This window comes from Candidatus Microthrix parvicella Bio17-1, from assembly GCF_000299415.1.
In the GTDB taxonomy this organism is placed as follows: domain Bacteria; phylum Actinomycetota; class Acidimicrobiia; order Acidimicrobiales; family Microtrichaceae; genus Microthrix; species Microthrix parvicella.
Genome location: NZ_AMPG01000002.1, coordinates 118775 through 138060 on the forward strand (window position 1 = coordinate 118775; position 19286 = coordinate 138060).

At 67.5% G+C, this 19286-nt stretch carries 19 protein-coding genes; 3 read left to right on the forward strand and 16 right to left on the reverse strand.

Annotated elements, in window-relative coordinates; translation table 11 throughout:
• Nucleotides 1-25: 25 nt before the first annotated feature.
• On the reverse strand, nt 26-1642 hold the full coding sequence (locus MPARV_RS22515) for a hypothetical protein (protein ID WP_020377970.1): 1617 nt from the start codon (nt 1640-1642) through the stop codon (nt 26-28).
• Between the two features lie 43 nt (nt 1643-1685).
• On the opposite strand from MPARV_RS22515, the gene MPARV_RS0108720 reads away from it, so the two are divergent.
• Both MPARV_RS0108720 and MPARV_RS0108725 read left to right on the forward strand, forming a co-directional pair.
• Nucleotides 1686-3725: a thioredoxin domain-containing protein gene (locus MPARV_RS0108720; RefSeq protein WP_020377971.1), complete on the forward strand. Its 2040-nt coding sequence runs from the start codon at nt 1686-1688 to the stop codon at nt 3723-3725.
• Nucleotides 3726-3846: 121 nt separating this feature from the next.
• Complete coding sequence (locus MPARV_RS0108725; RefSeq protein ID WP_012228898.1) at nt 3847-4818, forward strand: alpha/beta hydrolase; 972 nt, start codon at nt 3847-3849, stop codon at nt 4816-4818.
• Here the strand turns inward: MPARV_RS0108725 and MPARV_RS0108730 are convergent.
• From MPARV_RS0108730 to MPARV_RS24650, 8 genes are all read right to left on the reverse strand, one after another.
• A complete protein-coding gene (locus MPARV_RS0108730) occupies nt 4802-5587 on the reverse strand; it encodes a class I SAM-dependent methyltransferase (protein ID WP_012228899.1) in 786 nt (261 codons plus the stop codon). The two genes, MPARV_RS0108725 and MPARV_RS0108730, sit on opposite strands and share 17 nt — an antisense overlap.
• Complete coding sequence (locus MPARV_RS0108735) at nt 5584-6099, reverse strand: GNAT family N-acetyltransferase (protein WP_012228900.1); 516 nt, start codon at nt 6097-6099, stop codon at nt 5584-5586. Before MPARV_RS0108735 ends, MPARV_RS0108730 begins: the two co-directional genes overlap by 4 nt.
• Before the next feature lie 47 nt (nt 6100-6146).
• Complete coding sequence (locus MPARV_RS0108740) at nt 6147-6830, reverse strand: nitroreductase family protein (RefSeq protein WP_020377973.1); 684 nt, start codon at nt 6828-6830, stop codon at nt 6147-6149.
• An 8-nt stretch (nt 6831-6838) separates the two neighbouring features.
• Nucleotides 6839-7525 carry a hypothetical protein gene (locus MPARV_RS0108745; protein WP_012228907.1) on the reverse strand — a complete coding sequence of 229 codons (687 nt, stop codon included), beginning with the start codon at nt 7523-7525 and terminating at the stop codon, nt 6839-6841.
• Nucleotides 7526-7624: 99 nt separating this feature from the next.
• Nucleotides 7625-11164: a DNA polymerase III subunit alpha gene (gene dnaE / locus MPARV_RS0108750; protein ID WP_020377974.1), complete on the reverse strand. Its 3540-nt coding sequence runs from the start codon at nt 11162-11164 to the stop codon at nt 7625-7627.
• Between the two features lie 51 nt (nt 11165-11215).
• Nucleotides 11216-11812, reverse strand: coding sequence for a proteasome activator (locus tag MPARV_RS0108755; RefSeq protein ID WP_012228911.1), 597 nt, complete (start codon nt 11810-11812; stop codon nt 11216-11218).
• A 19-nt stretch (nt 11813-11831) separates the two neighbouring features.
• The gene (locus tag MPARV_RS0108760) at nt 11832-12941 is read right to left on the reverse strand and encodes an alkaline phosphatase family protein (protein ID WP_020377975.1); all 1110 of its coding nucleotides are present in this window, start codon (nt 12939-12941) and stop codon (nt 11832-11834) included.
• A gap of 7 nt (nt 12942-12948) precedes the next feature.
• Nucleotides 12949-13119 carry a hypothetical protein gene (locus MPARV_RS24650; protein WP_012228913.1) on the reverse strand — a complete coding sequence of 57 codons (171 nt, stop codon included), beginning with the start codon at nt 13117-13119 and terminating at the stop codon, nt 12949-12951.
• 2 nt (nt 13120-13121) lie between these two features.
• Between MPARV_RS24650 and MPARV_RS0108765 the strand changes: the two genes are divergently transcribed.
• Nucleotides 13122-13571, forward strand: a complete 450-nt coding sequence (locus MPARV_RS0108765; RefSeq protein WP_012228915.1) for an RrF2 family transcriptional regulator — start codon at nt 13122-13124, stop codon at nt 13569-13571.
• Here MPARV_RS0108765 and MPARV_RS0108770 read toward each other — a convergent pair.
• The 7 genes from MPARV_RS0108770 to MPARV_RS23545 form a co-directional block, all read right to left on the reverse strand.
• Nucleotides 13555-14706, reverse strand: coding sequence for a winged helix DNA-binding domain-containing protein (locus MPARV_RS0108770; protein ID WP_020377976.1), 1152 nt, complete (start codon nt 14704-14706; stop codon nt 13555-13557). The two genes, MPARV_RS0108765 and MPARV_RS0108770, sit on opposite strands and share 17 nt — an antisense overlap.
• A gap of 60 nt (nt 14707-14766) precedes the next feature.
• Nucleotides 14767-15705, reverse strand: a complete 939-nt coding sequence (locus tag MPARV_RS0108775; RefSeq protein WP_020377977.1) for an RluA family pseudouridine synthase — start codon at nt 15703-15705, stop codon at nt 14767-14769.
• A gap of 22 nt (nt 15706-15727) precedes the next feature.
• Nucleotides 15728-16261 carry a signal peptidase II gene (locus tag MPARV_RS0108780; RefSeq protein ID WP_012228918.1) on the reverse strand — a complete coding sequence of 178 codons (534 nt, stop codon included), beginning with the start codon at nt 16259-16261 and terminating at the stop codon, nt 15728-15730.
• Nucleotides 16248-16793, reverse strand: a complete 546-nt coding sequence (locus tag MPARV_RS24655; RefSeq protein ID WP_012228920.1) for a TraR/DksA family transcriptional regulator — start codon at nt 16791-16793, stop codon at nt 16248-16250. Before MPARV_RS24655 ends, MPARV_RS0108780 begins: the two co-directional genes overlap by 14 nt.
• A gap of 66 nt (nt 16794-16859) precedes the next feature.
• A complete protein-coding gene (locus MPARV_RS0108790) occupies nt 16860-18245 on the reverse strand; it encodes a DivIVA domain-containing protein (RefSeq protein WP_020377978.1) in 1386 nt (461 codons plus the stop codon).
• 101 nt (nt 18246-18346) lie between these two features.
• Nucleotides 18347-18613 carry a YggT family protein gene (locus MPARV_RS0108795; protein ID WP_012224635.1) on the reverse strand — a complete coding sequence of 89 codons (267 nt, stop codon included), beginning with the start codon at nt 18611-18613 and terminating at the stop codon, nt 18347-18349.
• Nucleotides 18614-18641: 28 nt separating this feature from the next.
• On the reverse strand, nt 18642-19271 hold the full coding sequence (locus MPARV_RS23545) for a cell division protein SepF (RefSeq protein ID WP_081582194.1): 630 nt from the start codon (nt 19269-19271) through the stop codon (nt 18642-18644).
• Between the last annotated feature and the right edge of the window lie 15 nt (nt 19272-19286).

Sequence of the window (19286 nt, forward strand, 5' to 3'; positions counted from 1 at the left end):
CCATGCCCGTCCGCAGCCTGGGACGTCAGGCCTCAAGCAGCGTGAACCCACCCTGGCCATCCAGGTGGGCCGTCGCCCCGGCGCCGCCGAATGCACGGACCCGAACCGCGTCGGCCTCCGCATCGCTGGTGGCCACCGTGTGAAACACCGGACCACCCACCGGAGGGGTTCGCAACACCGCCACCACGCGATCGTGTCCCTCGAAGGTGGGGATCACGGTGGCGCCAACCACCGTGGCCCGGCCGGTCAGGTTGGCATCAACGTCCACCGCTTCGGTGTGCCTGCTCGACTCCTCGGTGACGTCCAGCGCCACGAACGGCGCCGGAGCCCCCGCGGTGTTCACGCCGGTGTCCGGCAACCCATGGCCCGGGACGCCGGGCTCGTCCCGGCCGATGCGCAGCATCATGGCCCCGGGCTTGGTGAGCATCCCGCTGATCGACGTCACCAGTCCCCTCGCCGATCCGTCGTTCGTCTCCAGACGACGTAGCCGCTGCGCCATCGCCACCACCGAGGCCAGCATGGCGTTGTTCAGCGGCCCGCCGGCAAAGGTCATACCACCGGTGACCGTCAGCCTCGTGGCATCCAGCGGCAGACCGAGGGCCCGGGCCTGCACCTGGACGGCCGACGGGAAACACGCATACAGGTCGACCAACTCCGCACCGAGGCCCTCCTCAACCTGAACCCCAAGGTGGGCGGCCAGTGCCTCGACCACATTTTCGAATGCCGGCCAACGGTGGGGATCGGCCCGCTGCGGCAACGGCACGATGAGGTTTGACTCGGCCGTCGCCTCAACGGTCACCCGGCGTCGAGGCGGGATGCGCAGGCGTTCAGCCAACCCGGTGGACACCAACACCAGGGCCGATGCCGAATCCACATTCCACTGTGAGCACAGCGACCGGGTGTACGGGTCGGCCACCATCCGGTTTCCGCCCTCGGTCGACACGATGGCCCCCGACGGCGGCTCGCTCCGATCCCAGGCGGTGGGGTTGTCGGCGGCCACGGCGGCAAACCCGGCCCACAGGTCGCCCAGCCGGCGCCGAAGCGCCGCCCGGTCGATGCCGTCTGCACCGGCCAGCGCATCCTCGATGATCGCGTACTGGGTTGCCGGGGTGGCCAGGTCGCGCTCCAGTTCCAGGTCGCTCATCAGGTCGGCGGCCGGATGGATCACCTCGTCCGGTTGGGCGCCCTCGGGACCGGCGGTCTCGGTCGGCACGCCGCCGCGCCTGGCGATGGCCCGGTCCCGGGCCCGGGCCTCGCCGCCCACCACCACGGCCGCCTGCACCTCCCCTCGCAGAATCGCCCCGCACGCTTCGGCGATCAGCCGCTGCTGGAGGATGCCGATGTCGGCGCGCACCGTGTGCACGGGCCCGCCTGCTCCCAACCCCAGGCGTTCGGCCAGGACGGCGCCGGCATCGCTGCAACGCCAGGTGCCCTCGGCTACCCCGACCCAGCCAACCTCGGCGGCCAGCTCAACACGCGCCGACCCACCCGGCCCGGCCGCATCGTCGAGCGCGCCGACCAGCGCCCGCTCCATCCACCCGACGGCGTCCGGCGCCTCGTGATCGCCCGGTCGACCGACGGCCGTCGCCACTCCCACGATGGTGGGTGCGGGCGAAAGGCTCGGTTCGATCGTGTCGTTCACAGGTTGAGCCTATGGCCGGGCCGCCCGCCGTTACCTTGAGGTGATGGCCAACCGTCTCGCCAACTCCACCAGCCCCTACCTGCGCCAGCACGCCCACAATCCGGTGGACTGGTACCCGTGGGGTGACGCCGCATTCACCGCGGCCAGTGAGCGCGACGTGCCGCTGCTGATCTCGGTGGGCTACTCGTCGTGCCACTGGTGCCACGTGATGGCCCACGAGAGCTTCGAGAACCCCGACGTGGCGGCGAGGATGAACCAGCACTTCATCAACGTCAAAGTGGACCGCGAAGAACGTCCCGACATCGACGCGGTGTACATGTTGGCCACCCAGGCGATGACCGGCCACGGCGGCTGGCCGATGACCGTGCTGGCCACCCCAGATGGGCGCCCCTTCTTCTGCGGCACGTACTTCCCGCCCGAACCGCGTCAGGGCATGCCCGGGTTCACCCAACTGATCGACGCGCTCGCCGACGCATGGACCACCAGGCGCGGCGAGTTGGAGGAACAGGCCGACACGTTGGCCGAGGCGATCCGCAGATCGGAACCGCTGGATCCCGGCGCCCCCGCCCCAAACCTGACGGCGATCGACGAGGCCGTCCTCGGGCTGGCTCACATCGCCGACGCCGAATGGGGTGGGTTCGGGTCGGCACCCAAGTTTCCGCAGAGCGCAGCGATCGATCTGCTGCTACGCCACGCCCGCCGCACCGGGTCGGAGACCTCGCTGTCGGTTGCCCGCAGCGCGCTCGACCACATGGCCACCGGGGGCATCTGGGACCACATCGGTGGCGGTTTTGCTCGCTACTCGACCGACCGCCAATGGCTGGTGCCCCACTTCGAGAAGATGGCCTACGACAACGCCCTGCTGATCCGCCCCTATCTGCATGCCTGGCAACTCACGGGCGAGGACCGCTACCGCCAGATCGTCGAGGAGACCATTGTCTACCTGCTCGACGAGCTCCGTCTGCCCGCCGGTGGGTTTGCATCGGCCCAGGATGCGGACAGCGCCGAACCCGATCACCCCAACGGTCCGGGTCGGGAGGGTCGATTTGCCACCTGGACCCCGGCAGAGCTGATCGAGGTGATGGGCGAGGATGGAGGAAACAAGGTGGCCGGTTACTGGGGAATCACCGCTGCTGGAAACTTTGAGGGCCGGTCGATCCCCCACCGGATCGGGCATCTCGACGAGCCCCAGCGCGATCGGGTTCTCGACGAGGTTCGTGCCGGTCTGCTGCAGGTTCGTCGCCACCGGCCCCAGCCGGGTTTGGACGACAAGGTGCTCGTGGAGTGGAACGCCCTGATCATCGCATCGCTGGCCGAGGCGGCCGCCGCCATGGATCAACCCGGCTGGGGCGACGCTGCCGTGGGCGCCGCCGAGTTCCTCCTGGAACACCTGCGGCGGGACGGCCGCTGGCACCGTTCGTGGTCGGCCCAGGCTGCGGAGGCCTCCCATCGGGCGGTGGCCAACGATCTGGCGGCATTGATCGATGCGCTGGTGCGACTGGGTGAGCTCACCGGCGAGCGCCGCTGGGAGGCTGAAGCCCGGGACGTGGCCGATGAGTTGCTGAACAACCACCTGGACGAGTCAACGGGAACGCTCTGGACCACCCCCGACGACGGCGAGACGTTGGTGGGGCGGCCACGCGATGTCGTGGACGGGGCCATCCCCTCGGCCAACTCGGTCGCGGCCGGAGCCATGCTGAGGCTGGCCGCGCTCACCGGCGCCACCCACTACGCCGATGCGGGACGAGCGATCATCGCCGCGGTCGCCCCGCTGGCCGAGGGCCGGGGCATGTCGTTTGCCCACCTGTTGGCGGCTGCAGAGGACGACGCGGGCGGCATGACCGAGGTGGTCATCACCGGCGACCGACCCGACCTGGTCGAGGAGGTTCGGGCGCACTGGCTGCCGGCGGTCGTGTTGGCTTGGGGTCAGCCCGGCGACAGCCCGTTGTGGGAGGGGCGCAACGAGTCGGGCGGTCTTGGTGAGGGTGACGATGCGGGACGGGCCTATGTCTGTCGGGGCTCGGTGTGTTCACCACCGGCGACGACACCCGAGGAGCTCCGTCACCAGCTGCTGGGACATTAGGCCTCGCTGCATTTTCTCATCAGGATTGATGGGTTCCTCGACCGGTAACGGGAAACGCTGTCGGGTTACGTTGAGATTGTGCCGTTTGGCATACCCTCTCCAACACCTCGGGAGCCAGACCATGCACTCCTCCGTTCGACGCATCATCATTTCAGCGACAGCAGCGCTGTGCCTGATGGCCGCCGCCGCGTGCGCGGCCGCTCCCCCATCCGCCGTCGCCAAAGCCTCCAACACCGTCAAGGTGGCATGTGGGCTGGGCAGCAAGAACGTGCCGGTCGACTGGTACTTTCCCACCGGCACCCCCAAAGGCCTGGTCTGGCTTCAGCACGGATTCACAGAATCCAAAGACGACTGGGCCGACTTTGGTCCCAAGGTGGCCGCCAACGGTTACCTGGCCATGGCCACCACCCTGCCCACCGCCGATGTCCAGGGTTGCACCGTGCAGAACATCGGGAACAACACCGCCTTCCTCAAGAATTTGGCGACATTGTTCGGCGGTCTTGGCAGTCCCTCCAGTGCCCTGGGCACGAGCCACGCCGATGCCGCGACGAAGGCCGGCCGAAGCGGGCAGGCACTGCCACAGAAGCTGGCCTTCACAGGTCATTCCGCCGGCGGCGAGGCCGTGCTGTATGTGGCCAACCAACTGCGCGGTTCGGACGCCTCCACCTTCGCCAAACTGAAGGGGGTCGTGCTGCAGGACCCGGTGAAGTCAATCGTCGGCAGCAACACCGACACCGCCGCCAAGGGCCTGAACAACACCTCCCTGCCCGTCTATGCGTTGGCCTCCCCCAAGTACAGCTGTAACTCCGATCAGAGCGGAACCCAGGCGGTGATCAAGGCCCTGACCAGCCGTAGCTTCCACGGTGCGCAGGTCACCTCCGGGGCCCACGGCGACATCTTCGGCCCCGCTCAGAATGCTCTGGGTGCGACCACCTGCGGCACGCCGCAAGCCAAGAACACGTCGGCCACGCAAACGCTGACGCTCGGCTGGTTCGGCGACCAGTTTGCCGGTACCAACAACACCACCTTCTACCCGGGTGGCTCCACCTATCAGGGCCTGGTGTCCGCCGGGACCATCACGACCCTGCCCTGACGCCAACGATCAGGCCGCGGCGGGCGGCGCCGAACTCAAACCCCTCCGGGTCGAAGGTGACGGTCAGCCCGACCGCCTCCATCGCGCCGACGTACACCGAGGTTGGGGCCATGAGCAGGCGGTGGTGTTCGGCGAATCGCCAGATTCCGTCGGCGTCGCCGACGAGGTGTTCGAAATGGATCGTCGCCCGGTCGCCGTCGATGCCGGAGTGCGCCATGCGCATCACCGTGGTGCCGTCGCTGGTCGCCGTGTCGTGGCCGATGTGGTCCACCACCCAGTCTTCCGCAGCGATCCAGGGTTCAACCACCAGCGCCCCACCGGGGCCCAGCAGGGCGGCCAGGTCGCCGAGTACCCGTTGGAGCGTTTCGACGTTGGCCGCGTAGGCGATCGAAGAGAACAGGCAGGTCACCAGGTCGAACGGCGCCATCTTGGTGAGCGCACCGGGCAGGTCCTCGAACGAACCTGCCACCAGCGGCACGTCGCCACCGAGGCGTGCTCGGGCCATCTCGAGCATCGGCTCGCTGAGGTCGGTGCCGGCCACCCGATAGCCCAACCGGGCGAACTCGGCCAGGTGGGTCCCGGTGCCGCAGGCGACATCGAGCAGCGTCCTGGGGGCGTTGGGCGATGGCACGGCGCTGCCCGCCCTGGCCACCATGGTGCGCACCTGCCTGGCCTCGGCCGCGTAGTCCTTGCCCATGCCCGAGTAGTTCAGGTCGTAGATGCGGGCCAGCTTGGCGCCGTAGGAACCCTCGCCACCGGAAGTGCTCATGGCGACGGCACCGGACGAGCGAGGTAGGCAACCTCGGCGGCGACGCCTGTTGCGGGGTCGATGCCGTACGGCTCCGCCCGGCCGACCTCCTCGAAACCCAACCTGGCGTGGAAGGCGAGCGACTCGTCGTTGCGGGGCCGGGTGTTCACCTCCAACACGAACCAATCGGCGGTGCCCACCGCACGGGCGGAAACCGCGTCGTACAGCGCCCGGGCCACGCCACGGCCTCGCGCCCGGGGCGCCACAACCACACGATCGAGGTAGACAAACCGGCTGTAGTGCCGGGACGTCCAGGCATAGTTGGCCGACCAGTAGTCGGCGTCCGGGCCAACGGTCCAGCAGAAGCCGTCGGGGTCGCCCTCGGCTCCCACGGCCAGCGCATCGCGCAACACCGGCCTGTATCGCTTCAGCGCAGCCTCATCCAGGGCGGTCACCCTGGGTACCTCGACGTTGTTGAGCGCCAGGAGCGATGCGTCGTCGGCGGTGGTCAGATCTCTGATGTCGGGGCTCACGCGGGGTCTCCTGGAGGAGGGTTGGGATACGGGCGCAGTCGCTCGGCTCAGGTGTCGGTGGCCCAGGTGTTGCGATGCCACTGATCGCTCAATGGCGGACGGCCGGCTCGTGCTGATGTTGACGGCCGCCGACCGTCGGGGGCCGGGTGGCCCAGCGCCACCGTGCCCACGCCTCGCCACCCGGCCGGCACTCCCAACCGCTCGGCCACCTCCGGTTCATGGTGGAACATCCCGAAGAACAGCGCGCCCAGGCCTTCGGCCTCGGCGGCCAGCAGCAGGTTTTGCACCACGGCACCCGCATCAACCCACCAGTAGGGCACCGGCCAGGACTCTTGGTTGTCGCCAAGGTGGGCGCGTGCCTTGTCATCACAGCCGTAGCGCTCAACCCACGCCTCCGGTCGCACCCACAACGTGACCAGCACCGGAGCATCGAGCAGACCCGGCCAGGCGAACGAAGCTCGACGCGACGGCGGAAGTGTGAGGTTCCAGTAGGCCTCCACCGGATCGGCGCGACGCGGGTCGGCGCGACCGGCCCCCGCGCGGTCGTCGGAGAATCGTTCCAGGCTGACGAAGGCGACTCCCTGGGTGAAACCCGCCGACGGCGCACGCCGGGCCAGGTTGAGCAGTCGTTCCAACTGGTCGGGCTTCAGAGCCTCACCCGAGAAATCTCGACACATGCGTCGCCGACCCATCACGACCGCCAGCGAGCCGTCGGCCAGGTTGCCGGGCATCGGTGGCCTCAGTCCGGCTTGGTGTAGCCGCGCAGCTCTTCCTCCATCGCCCACCCGTAGGTGATGAGCGAGTCGCCATTGTCGACATCGAGATGGGCGAACATCTCGGCCACCTTGGGGTCGATGGTGGCCGAATCGAGTGGCTTGAAATCGAGACAGGGTGGGAACGAGCCATCACCCTCAACGGTAAAGGCCTTGGCGGCGTAGCGTGAGGCGCCAATGCTGAAACGCTTGGCCAGGCGTCGCCCCCACTGACGCTCCTCGCCCCCGGCCTCCACATCGGGGTGGGGCTGAATGTCCTCCAGCCGCTCGAAACCGGCCATGGCCCCGGGGTTGACCATGCGGCACCCCAACAGCACGTCCTCGTCGGGGAAGGCCATCAGGGCCCGGTGGTAGTTGGCCGACATCACCGCATTGAGCACATCGTCCCGGTCATCGGAACGACGCACGTACGCCAATCCCAGCAGCACCGCTGGAGTTCCTCCGATGCGTTCGAGGGTGGAGTACGAGTAACCGACGAGCGACTCGACCTCGTCGGCCTCCCGAATGAGGGTGACCAGCACCCACTCCTCACGCTGTTTGGAGAGCAGGCCGACATCGAAGCCGCGCTCACACTCCGCCGCCAGGTCGGCCATCTCGGTCAACTCGGCATCGCTCAGCGCGGTGCAGTCCTTCGTGTAGGTCTTAAACGCCATGTGTTCCCCCGTCTGGGCCGCAGTGGTGGCCGCACTAGTTCAGCGTCAAACTGCGAGATTTGCAAACCGAAACACTCAGTTCATGGACTGGCGCAGCCCTTAGAGCACCACTGCCGAGGTGCCCAACAACACGCGCAATTCGGAGATCAACGAAGCTGAATGGTTGACACAGAACGGCGGTCGCAGATGCACCGACGAGCCGCCGAGGTCGATGTGGACCTCGGACCGACCAGGAAACTCCAGGATCACCCGGCGAAGCTCCTCCACCAGCGCGTCGTCCAATTTGGACGGGCTGATCCTCAGGTTCAGGGGGTTGTCGGAGGTGGCCTCCGCACCATCGAACACCTCGATGTCGAAGGCGATGAACTTGGGGGTGTCGTCGCGCTGATCCACCCGACCGTTCACGATCACCAGCACATCGTCATCCAGCTTGTGACCGTGCTCGGTCATCGTGCGAGGAAAGACCATGACCTCGATCTGGCTCTGCAGGTCCTCCAGCTGGAAGATGGCCATCAGGTCGCCCTTTTTGGTCCACTTGCGCTGCAGGTTGGTGACGACGCCGCCGATCGAACGCGAGGCACCGTCGGACAGTTCGGACAGCTCCGACAGCGGGCCGTCGGTCTTGCGGCCGAGCGCCTCCTCGTAGCCCATCAGGGGGTGATCCGACACGTACAGGCCGAGCATCTCCTTTTCGTGGCTGAGGCGTTCGGCCTTGTCGAACTCCACGTCGGTCACCGGATGTTCGTCGATGGTGGGCTCGTCACCGCCCGAACCAAACAACGACATCACGCCCATGTCGTGCTCGCGACGGCGGGCGACGATGTGGTCGATCCGCTCCTCCATGCGCAACAGCAGACCCTTGCGGGGTAGATCACAGCGGTCGAAACCTCCCGCCTTGATGATCGACTCGATCGTGCGCTTGTTGAGTACCTCGTAGGGCACCCGCAGGCAGAAGTCGTCGAACGCGTCGATGGGACGGCCGTCGATCGCCCGGGCCGTGAAGGGCCCCTTTGCCTCTCGCTCGGCGACGATGAGGTCGACCAGCCCCTCCCCCACGTTGCGCACCGCGGCCAGCCCGAAAATGATCGACTGATCACCCGGGGTGAAAAACGCCGCCGACCGGTTGATATCGGGCACCTCGACCGTGATGCCCATCGAGCGGCACTCGGCCAGGTAGACCGCGGCTTTTTCCAGCGTGTGACTGACCGAGGTGAGGAGCGCCGCCAGGTACTCCTCGGGGTAGTTCGCTTTGAGATAGGCGGTTTGATAGGTGACGAGCCCATAGCCGTAGCTGTGAGACTTGTTGAAGGCGTAATCGGCAAAGCGCTCGATGATGTCGAACAGTTCTTTACCCAGCGAGCGCTCAAAACCGGTGGCCTCGACGCCCTCCTCGAAGCTGGCCCGCTCCTTGATCATCAGTTCGGGCTTCTTCTTGCCGCAGGCTTTACGCAGGTTGTCGGCCTGGGCCAGGGAGTACCCGGCGAAGCGTTGGGCCACCCGCATCACCGACTCCTGGTAGATCATCAGCCCGTAGGTGTCGCTGAGCACCTCCTCGGCCGCCGGGTGGAAGAAGTCGACCGGTTTGCGTCCGTTTTTGCGGTCGGCGTAGTCGTAGTGCATGTTGGCCCCCATGGGGCCCGGCCGGTACAGGGCGATGAGCGCGGCGACGTCCTCGAAGCTGTCCGGGGCAACCGCCCGAATCAACGCCCGCATCGGAGGCGACTCCAGCTGGAAGACCCCGATGGTCTCGCCCTTGGCCAACATGGCGAACGTGGGGGGGTCGTCGAGCGCGACGTTGTCGATGTCGACGTCCACGCCACGATGCTCGCTGATCAGCTCGAGCGCGTCCGAGATCACGTCAAGGTTGCGCAGGCCGAGGAAGTCCATCTTCAACAGGCCGAGGTCTTCGCAGGTACCCCCCTCGAACTGGGTCACCACCGGGGCATCCTCGGGGTTGCCGCCGGATTCCGGCTTCCGCTGAATCGGCAGGTAGTCGGTGAGCGGACCCTTGGTAATCACCACCGCGGCGGCGTGGATGCCGTCCTGGCGCCGCAGCCCCTCGATGCCCTTGGCGACGTCCATGACCTTTTTTGCGTCGGGATCGGTGGCGTACATGTCCCGCAGCTCGGTGGCCACCTTGTAGCCGCCAAGGTACTTGGGGTGCTCCTCCAGGCAGGCGTAGAGCGGCGTGTCACGGCCCATCACCAGCGGCGGCATGGCCTTGGCCACCTTGTCGCCGAGCGAGTACGGGTAGCCGAGCACCCGCGCCGAGTCGCGCACCGCGGCACGGGCCTTGATCGTGGAGAACGTGACGATCTGGGCGACGTGCTCGCGGCCGTACCGCTCGGCCGCATAGCGGATCATCTCGTCCCGGTAACGAGAGTCGAAGTCCATGTCGATATCGGGCATCGACACGCGCTCCGGGTTGAGAAACCGTTCGAAAAGCAGGTCGTAGCGGATCGGATCCAGTTCGGTGATGCGAAGGCAGTAGGCCACCGCGCAGCCGGCCGCGGAGCCGCGGCCCGGACCCACCCGGATGTTCAGGTCACGGGCGTGCTTGATCAGGTCCCAGGTGATGATGAAGTACGACGAGTAGCCCATCTCGTCGATGACGTCGAGCTCGTAGTCGATGCGCTCGCGTGCCTCGGGGGTGAGCGTTGCGCCCCAACGCATGTGGGCGCCCTCGTAGGTCAGCGCCTTCAGATACTCGGTGTCGGTGGCGTAGCCCTCGGGCAACGGAAACTGGGGCAGTTCCGGCTCGGGGAACTCGATTTCGAGGTTGCAGCGCTCGGCGATCCACAGGGTGTTGTCGCACGACACCTCCACCTCGCGAAACAGGTGTCGCATTTCCTGGGCCGACTTCAGGTAGTGGTCCGAACCGTGGAACCTGAACCGCTTTTCGTCGGAGACGAGCGACCCGGTCTGCACGCAGAGCAGAGCGTCGTGGGCCTCGGCGTCCTCACGCGTGACGTAGTGGCCGTCGTTGGTGGCCAGCAGCGGCGCCCTCAGGCGCTTGGCGATCTCGATCAGTTGAGGGTTGGTCTTGTGCTGTTCGGGGATGCCGTGATCCTGGATCTCGACGAACAGGTTGTCGCGTCCAAAGATGTCTTGCAGGCGACCGGCCTTCTCCAGCGCCGCGTCGAAGCTCTCGTTCATCAGCGCCTGCAGCACATGGCCACCCAGGCAGCCGGTGGTGGCGATCACGCCCTCGGCGTGCTGCGACAACAACTCCCAGTCGAGCCGTGGCTTGTAGTAGTACCCCTCGAGGAACGCCTTGGAACTCAGCTGGATGAGGTTCTTGTAGCCGGTGAGGTTCTCGGCCAGCAGCGTGAGGTGGTAGTAGAGCTTCCTGCCGCCCTCAACCTCGCCGCCGGAGTCGTCCACCCGACCTCGCCGTGACGGACGCTCAAAGCGGCTGTCGTAGGCCATGTAGGCCTCGGTCCCGATGATCGGGTTGATCCCCTGGGCTCGCGCCTCCTTGTAAAAGTCGAGCACCCCGTACATGTTGCCGTGGTCGGTGATGCCCAGTGCCGGTTGGCCGTCCTTGGCGGCGGCCGCCACCACCTCCCCGATACGCGAGGCACCATCGAGCATCGAGAACTCGGTGTGCTGATGAAGGTGAACGAAGGAGTCAGGCATGTACCGACGAAACTACACGCTTGTGATCCGCGCGGAACCCCGAGACTCCGATCACAGATAGCCGGTGGGGCCACGACCCGGAGCGCCTGGCGGTGGGCCGCCGCCCATCGGGCCCTCGGTCTGGCCTTGGATGCCGCCGGGACCGGGCAGTTGACCGCGGACGCCCTCCAACTGTTGACGGGCCGCCATCTGCTGAGCGACGAGCGTGGCCTGAATGCCGTGAAACAGGCCCTCCAGCCAGCCCACCAGCTGGGCCTGAGCGATGCGCAGCGTGGCCTCCGACGGCACCTCGTCCCCGTCGAAATCGGGGGCGAGGCGATCGAGCTCCTCGGCCAGGTCGGGCGACAACGACGCCTGCAACTCGTCGACGGAACGACCGTAGATGTCCACCATGTGATCCCGAGCCGCCTCGTCGAGCGGCGTGTTGCGCAGCTCCTCCAGCAGTTGCTTCACCATTGAACCCACACGGATGATCTTGGCCGGCGAATCGATTCGCTCGCCGTCGTCGGATCCGCCGTCGGATCCCCCTGCCCCACCGCCCGATGCCGTGCCCACGCCCCGGGCCAGAACCTCGGGGCGCTCACCTGGGCCCTTGTCGGCGACCGGCGGGGAGTCGACCGGCTGGGATGTGTCTGAATCAGTGGCCATGATGGCCCATCGTACCGACCTACCAGCCCCTGGCCACCACCAGCGGCACCATGACCTCGGCGCTGGTCAACGACCCGTGACGGCTCTGCAACACGAACGGCCCGGTGTCCGCCGGATCCAAAAACGCCACCGGTTCGCGAGCGACCAGGGCCACGTCGCCAAGCATGGCGGCAGCTTGATCGGTCAGCCTCGGCCCCCACCAACCCTCCTCAATCGTTTGCTCGCGAGTAACCACCCACGCCTGGTCCCCGTAGCGTTCGTTGAACCCTGCGACCAGCTCGGACGCCGATCCTGGGCGGGTGTGGAACCACCGGAACCGGCCCTCGCCCGACTGGAAGTCCACCAGCTTCAACAGGTCGCGGTCAGGGGTGATCGTGTTGTCACCCACCTGCACCTGGCCGTGATCAGCGGTGACCACCAGGGCTGCGCCCTGGGGCAGGCGGGAGATGATGGCCCGCACCATCTGGTCGACCGCCATCAGTTCGGCATCGTAGTGGTCGCCCATCCCGTACTCGTGGGCCACCTTGTCGATGCCGTCGTAGTAGGCGTACAGGAACGGCTCGCCACGGTCGAGCGCCGCCGTGATCTCGACCACCATGGTTGAGGGCATGCGGTAGCCCTCAAATCGGCTGGGCTGCAGATGGGCCTCGGTAAAGCCCGTGGCGATGAACTCGGCGCGCGTGATCACCGGTGGTCGCTCCGACCCGAACGCATCGTTGGGTTGGATGCCGTTGGGCACGATCGATTCGCGGGCGTCGCCCCTGGGCGTGGACCACCGAAGCACGTTGAGGATCTGGCGGTTCACCGCCATGCGGTACCCGATCACTCCGTGTGCCCCGGGGGCCAGGCCCGTGGTGATCGAGGTGAGACCCGTGGCGGTGGTGGTGGGGCACACGGTGGTGATGGCAGTCCGGGGAAGCGACGCCAGGGTGGGGGCCAGGTGTGCCCGTTCCTCAAGCTGGTCCCAGCCCAGCCCGTCGATCACCAACAGGGCGCTCTGGCGGGCGCCCACCAATTCCTGGGGCATCCATGCGGGTACCTCGCCCGACGGGTCGAGCAGCGTCGGCACGATGGCGGTGACGCACGCCCCGGCGTAGTCCGGCAACACCGGTGCCGTCTCGTTCACCATGTCGTCTTCACCATGTCGTCTTCATCATGTCGTCTTCACCCGTCGCCTTCAGCATGCTGCGTTGCCCTGGTGCCCGGCCCTGCGTGCCCGACTGACGCCAGTCGATCACACGGCCCCGGGTGGATTCCAACATGGACTCAACTCCGACACCCGAGGCGCCCGGGCCGTAGTGTGCCACCCATGAAGGTCTCCACCCGGGGCGACTACGCCAGCCGCGCGCTGTTGTCGCTCGTGTTGCATCAAGCTGACGGGCCGACTTCGGTGCGCGACATCGTCGAGCGGACCGCGTTGCCCCAGCCGTATCTTGAACAGATCCTCCTGGCCCTCAAAGGTGCGGGCCTGGTGCGCTCCAAGCGGGGGGTGGGTGGCGGCTACGTACTGGCGAGGGGTCCCGAGGAGATCACGTTGGCCGACATCGTCTCGGCGGTGGACGGGCCCATCCAGGCGGGCGACTTCGGTTTGCCACACACCGACGGGGCCTGCGAGCACGAGGGTCAATGTGTGCTGCTGGCGGTGTGGTGGGACGCCGGAGAGCGCATGCGGGAGTACCTGACCGGCTACACGTTGGCCGATATGGCGGCCATGGCACAGGGCGACGCGCCATGGCCTCCCGTCAGCGCGTCGAGGTGACCGTCAGGGTCGCCTCGCGCCCCAGGAACGCCCCATAGTCATTGGCCCGGCCTGCGAGCTGCTCGATCGTGTCGCCCCCCAGCGTCTCAAAGGGCAGGATCTTCACGCTGACCGCCCGTGAGGTGGCCGCACGGGACCACAACCCCACCACCTCACCATCGACGACGACGATCGGCTTGAACATGCCGTTGCGGCCCGGCACCACCGCGTCCTGCCGATCGGGACTGATCACCGCGTCCCGACTGCGGTAACCCAGCAGGTACTCATCAAAGGGAGCCAACAGCAACGGCTCGGCCAGCGCCGCGTCCACCTCGGCGTCGGTGAGTCCGGCCAAACCGGCCCCCATCAACATCGTCTCGCCTGCGAGCTCCACCTGTTCCAGCGCAGAGCCTGCCCGCTCGATGGCAGCCCGCACATCTCCCATGGTCAGGTTGCCCCACCAGGCCAGGCACTGCGCCGTGGCGGGCCCCCGGGACTCGAAGTACCGGATGGCCACCTCCGCCAGTGCCTCGCTGCGATCGAGGCTGCGCCGCTGGTCGATCCACTCGTCGGCCAGCGCAAAGGTGTCGGTTCGACCTTTCGGTTCGGCGAACACGATCGTCATCGCCTCGGTGTGGTGGCGCAGGACATGCCCGGCCTGAGACCCGTCAAGGGGCACCCCGGCGGACGCGCAGGCCTCCACCAACGCCGGCCGGGTCATGACGCGTCCACCCGCCAACTCCCGTCGCAACACCTCGCCAACGGTCTCGACCATGGCCTCGGTCACGTCGAGCTGTGCACGTCGCTTCTTTGCTGCGACGTTGGAGCGCACCGACAGCAGGTCGGTGAGCCAGTGCAGATCCTCGGGTGCGGTGACCTGAAGCGTGCCCCTCGACGGACGATTGCGCACGATGCGCCCGTCGGCCAGGTCCGAACGAATCATTGCCTCCGACGGCCGGTCGGGGGCCGTCGCGGACCCCTCACGTGGGCCCCCGGCCCTGACCGAGAGTGCCCACAAAACGCCCAGGGGGTCCTGGGCCTGCATGGCCAGCATGCCGCGTGCCACCTCGGGCGCCGATGCCCACGGACGCGCGCCCGGTGCCAAACCCTGGTTTCGGAGGCGAAGCGCCCGAATGAGCCGGACCTCGGTGCCCATCGTGTTAGCGACGAAGGGTTCGTGCCGCGGTCGGAGGCACGACCTGCTTGCCGGCGTCGTTCACGAGCGGACCTCATCGGGTGGACCGAGCGCCTGCAGAAGCGCCTCGAGCTCGGGTGCAAGTGCCGATTCGAACGACACGTGCTCGCCGTGTTCGGGGTGAACAAAGGCGAGCTGCGCCGCGTGAAGGAACGGTCGGTTCAACACATGACCGGCAAGCGGGCGCCCATAGGTGGGGTCACCGACCACGTACCAACCCAGCGAGGCCAGGTGCACCCTGATCTGATGTGTTCGCCCGGTCTCCAGGGCCAGGCCCAGCAGGCTGATGGCCGGTTCGTTCCAGGATGCGCTGAGCGAATAGTGGGTCACCGCATCGCGACCGGCCTGGGTGATGGTCATGCGCATCGGGTCCCGCCTGGATCGCCCCACCGGCGCCTCGATCGTGCCCTGCGTGGTCTCCGGTCGGCCGTGGACCAATGCGACGTAGCGCCGGTCAACACGGTGCTCCGACATCGCCGCCACCAGCGTGGTGTAGGCAGCCTGGGTGCGCGCCACCACCATCAGCCCGGACGTGTCCCGGTCCAGGCGGTGCACGATGCCGGGACGCTGCGACTCGCCGACGTCCACCAACTCGGGGTATCGGGCCAGCAGCGCGTTGACCAGCGTGCCATCGGCATGCCCCGGGGCGGGATGCACCACCACCCCTGCGGGCTTGTCCACCACCACGATCGAGTCGTCGCTGAACACCACGGTCAGGCCCAACTCGGCCTGGGCGGCAGGCGGGCGCTGCCCCGGGCTCACCTCGTGGTCCAGCGTCACCGTGTCGCCCTCGGTCACCCGACGACTCTTGGTGGTGACCACCTCGTCACCCAGGCTCACCTCACCGGCAGCGATCAGCGACGACGCCTCGGATCGGGAGCACCCCAACAACATCGACACCACGCGGTCCAGGCGTTCGCCTTCGAGGGGCGCACCGACCGCGTGGACCTCCACGCTCATGGGGCCACCGGCCCGGAACAACTCATGCCTCGCCTCGATCGCGCCCGATGAGGAAGACCAGGGCCAGCGCGCCGCCGGTGATCGCCATGTCGGCCACGTTGAAGATGGGCCAGTTGGGCAATCGCAGAAAATCGACCACCGAACCCGAGAACCAGCCGGACTCGGCTCGAAACACCCGGTCGGCCAGGTTGCCAATGGCACCGCCGACGACAAGACCCTGAATGATGACGGCCGGCCATGAGCGGTAATGCCGGCCCGCCCACACCACGACGCCGACGATCACGATGGCAAGCACGGCGATCACCGAGCCCGAACCCGACCCCAGGCTGAACGCCGACCCGTCGTTGAAGGCCAGCGTCAACTTCAGCGGTCCAAGAAAGTCCCGGACGATGCCGGGCGCGAGGTTGTCGAGTGCCCACACCTTGGTGATCCGATCGACGGCGACCACCAACGCCGCAACCGACGCTCCCACGGCGATGCGCGCAGCCACCGGGTGCGTCGCCTCCGCAGGCTGCTCCAGCGTGCCGCCGGATGATGCGTGCTCAGCGACGGCCAAACCCGCCGACCTTGTGTTCCACCCGTTCGGTCGCCCACGGGATCGCCTCCAGGCGAGCACGCGGAATGCGCATGCCGGACACGCGACAGATGCCGTAGGTACCCGCCTCGATCCGCTCCAGGGCGGCCTCGATCTGCTCGACCGCTGCGAGGGCCTGCTGGGACAAGGCCAGGTCGCGTTCGCGCTCCACCGCCACGCCGTCGCCCTCACCCGACTCCTCGTCAAACTGGGTGTCGCCCTGCTCGCGATTCTCCGTCAACGAGTCGGCCTCGGCCTGCAGAACCTCCGACTGGCGGAGGTAGGTGGCACGCTCGGAGACCAGCGCCTGGCGCTGAACCTCGATGAACTCATCGTCGAACGGGGGCTCCTCGGTGAGATCCGGGGCACCTGCGCGGGTGACGCGACTGACCACCGAGACAACCGGTGTGGGCTCGGCCGTGGTCGGCGCAGGCTGCTCGGCGGGAGCCTCCGTGCTTGCCGACTCCTTGGACGAGGCCTTCTTTGAGGACTTCGAGGATACTGAGGGGGCCATGTTGGTCTCCGAACGAGGCGTACTGAGGAGCCGACAGACTAACCAGTTGGCGGAGCGACGGCCGGACTACTTGCCAAAGAACCGGCGGAGACCCTTCTGATCCTCATCCTCGTCGTCGTGCGCAAACGCTGCAGGGTCCACCGAGAACGCTGCGTTTCCGGGCTGGTCGTCACCCAGATCGACGAACTCGACGCCCCCCGCCATGGGCTGGGACTCGACCGCCCAGGAGGGCGGAGGCTCGGGAAACGCGTCGTCGGCCACGTCAAAGCCCGGTGAGGTCTGCGGCACGATGCCCGTGGCTTCCTGGACGTTGTTGGGCACGTACGGCTGAGCCACCGGTGCGTCGACGGCGCCCGAGAAGGCCTGAAGCTGGTTGGGTGCCTCACCACCGTCGGCCCCCGATCCGTCATCGACATCAACCTCGTGATACTCGCCGGTGAGGTCGCTCGCCGGCGGGGCGTCGAACGTGTCAGTGGCGTCGGCGCCGGAGGAATCAAAGGTGTCCGCCGGTTCGGACGCTGCTTGTTCAACCTCGCGCGTCGGTGGGTCGTCCGTGGCCGAACCATCGTCACCCTCGTCGATGACGAGGTCGTCCCGCTCGGCCGGCTGCTCGGAAAGGGACGCATCGGCGGCAACGTCCTCGGTGGCCTCCAGGTCGGGCGACCAGCTGCCGGGCTGCCACTCCTCGGCCCGACCGGTGGGACCCGAGTCGCCTTCGACCCCGGTGTCGTCGGGTACGACCGAACCGGGGACCGGCGCTGCAACGCCCGTCGGCGCGGCGGGTGCCGTCAGCTCGAGTGTCGGGCGGAAGCGCAACTCGTCGGGATCGTCCAGCACCCGGCGCACCTCCTCGGCGAGGCGCTCCAGTACCGAGCGGTATTCGCCCACACGGCCCTCGAGGGAGTCGACGTCGTTGGCCAAGGCATCGGAGCGCTGCTCCTGCTCGCCGAGCACGCGTTCATAATCGGCGACCCGTGCGTCGTACTCATCCTCGGCGCGGCGGCGAGCGGCCACGAGCAGTTCGTCGGCCTCCCGACGAGCCTCCCCCTCCAACCGCTCGGCGGACGAGTGAGCGTCGGCCAGCAGCCGCTTGGCCTCCGACCCGGCCACCTCAACCGCAGTATCGGCCTCGGTCTTGGCCTCCGTCAGCATCTTCTCGGCCTGAGCGGTGGCGTCCGACTCGATCCGGTCGGCGGTTTCCTCGGCGGCCATGATCGTGCGGGTCGCCTTCACCGCATCCGATTCCCTGGATGCCGGCGCCGGCGCCGAGCTCGCCCGGGTCGCATCCTCCTCCAGCTCGGCGACCCGTCGCTCCGCCTTACGAAGTTCGTAGCGCACCCGACCCAGTTCGGTACCGACCTGGCCCAGGAAGTCGTCGACCGCATCCTTGTCGAACCCCTTCAAGGCGTCGGGGAAATCGATCTCGGCGATCAGCTCTGGCGTGATGTCCATAACCGCCGATCCTACCGGAGCACCGAGGTGGTGCGACCCCAGCGCCAAAACGTCAGGTCGTCCGGCCCCGCGTCATCGCCGGTCGGCCGGTTTCACCCGACTCAGACGCGACCCATCCCTCGGAGGAAACCCTGCAGAATCTGAATTCCGATGATCAGAATCAACGGCGACAGGTCGAGCGCCATCGATCCCACTCGCACGGGTGGGATCACCTTCCGAAGCGGCTCCATGGCCCAGTCGGTCGCGCGGCCGACGAGCTCACGGATCTGATCGATCACCCCGCCGCTGGGAGGAAACCAGCTGAGGATGATGCGGGCAAAAATCAGAATCAGAAAGACGGTGAGGAGGTTGTCGATCAGGGCGATCATCGAGTTGCGCTCAGCGGAGCCGCTACCACTAGGAACCGCCGCGCTGGGTCAGACGCCGCTTGTCGTCGTCGGATACCTCGACGTCGGTCGGCGTCAACAGGTAGACCTGCCCACCCACCCGCTCCATCGTGCCGCCGAGCCCGTAACAGACCCCGCTGGCGAAATCGATCAACCGGCGGGAGAGATCACGATCTGCGGCCTCCAGGTTGACGATCACCGGCTGCCGGCGCTTGAACACGTCGGCAATCTGCTGGGCCTCGTTGAACGAGTCCGGGGTGACCTTGTGGGGCTTCGAACTCACCGGAGCGGGCGGCGACGGGCGCACCACACTCCGCGGCCGACGCTCGTCCCGGGGTGGGACGGGCCGAGGTGCCGGCGGCATCTGCTGAGCACCTGGAGGGGGCCCACCGGCGCCGGGCAACATACGGACCACCCCGCCGTCGCTTGGTGCCGGTTCGGGCTCGTAGCCGTACTCCGGCTGCGGAGGCGCCACCGGTCGTCGCACCGGCTGCCCCTCAGGAGGCGGGCCCTGAGGCCGCACGCGCTGGGGACGAGGCGGGGCCGAATCGACCGGCTCGCGCTCTGGCTCAAAATCGTCATAGTCCTCGTCGGGTCCTAACCCGAGATAGGACATCGCATTACGCCACACCCCAGCCATAGCCGCTCCTTTCGG